Below are 509 nucleotides of genomic sequence, written 5' to 3'. Positions count from 1 at the left end.
GGCAGTCGACGCGGGCTTCGCGGCGCCGCTCAACAAGGGCCTGATCCCTTCCTCGACCCTGGAGCGGTTCGCCGAGGGCGCCAACGACGTCTGCACGGTGGGCGGCACCGTCTATTGCCTGCGCAATGACCTCTCCCAGGCGGTGCTGTGGTACAACGCGCCGCTGCTGAAGAAGTTCGGCTACCAGGTTCCGACGACTTGGGAGGAGTACGAGCAGCTCGGCAGGAAGGTGGCCAAGGAGCACCCCGGCTACCTCGTGGGTGACGCGGGCGACTCCTTCGCCCCCGAGATCTACCTGTGGGCGAGCAAGTGCGGCGCCAACCACATCACCGGCCCGAAATCGGTTTCGGTGAACACCACCAGCGTGGCCTGCACCAAGATGGCCAGGCTCATGGACGTGCTGATCAAGAACAAGTCCATGTCCATCAGTGGGGTCTTCAGCACCGACTTCGGCAAGAACAAGGCCGACAAGGTCCTGCTCATGCCCGGCCCCGCCTGGTTCGGCGGCG

Annotated in this window: 1 pseudogene; it reads left to right on the top strand. The window is 65.2% G+C overall.

Going from position 1 to position 509, the window contains the following annotated elements:
• Positions 1–509, top strand: a pseudogene (locus CCN51_RS52795) (carbohydrate ABC transporter substrate-binding protein); the annotation flags it as partial.

The sequence above is a fragment of the Streptomyces milbemycinicus genome (genome assembly GCF_002154605.1).
Taxonomy (GTDB): domain Bacteria; phylum Actinomycetota; class Actinomycetes; order Streptomycetales; family Streptomycetaceae; genus Streptomyces; species Streptomyces milbemycinicus.
Note: the sequence above shows the minus strand (reverse complement) of the source record. Positions and strands in the feature narration are given on the sequence as shown.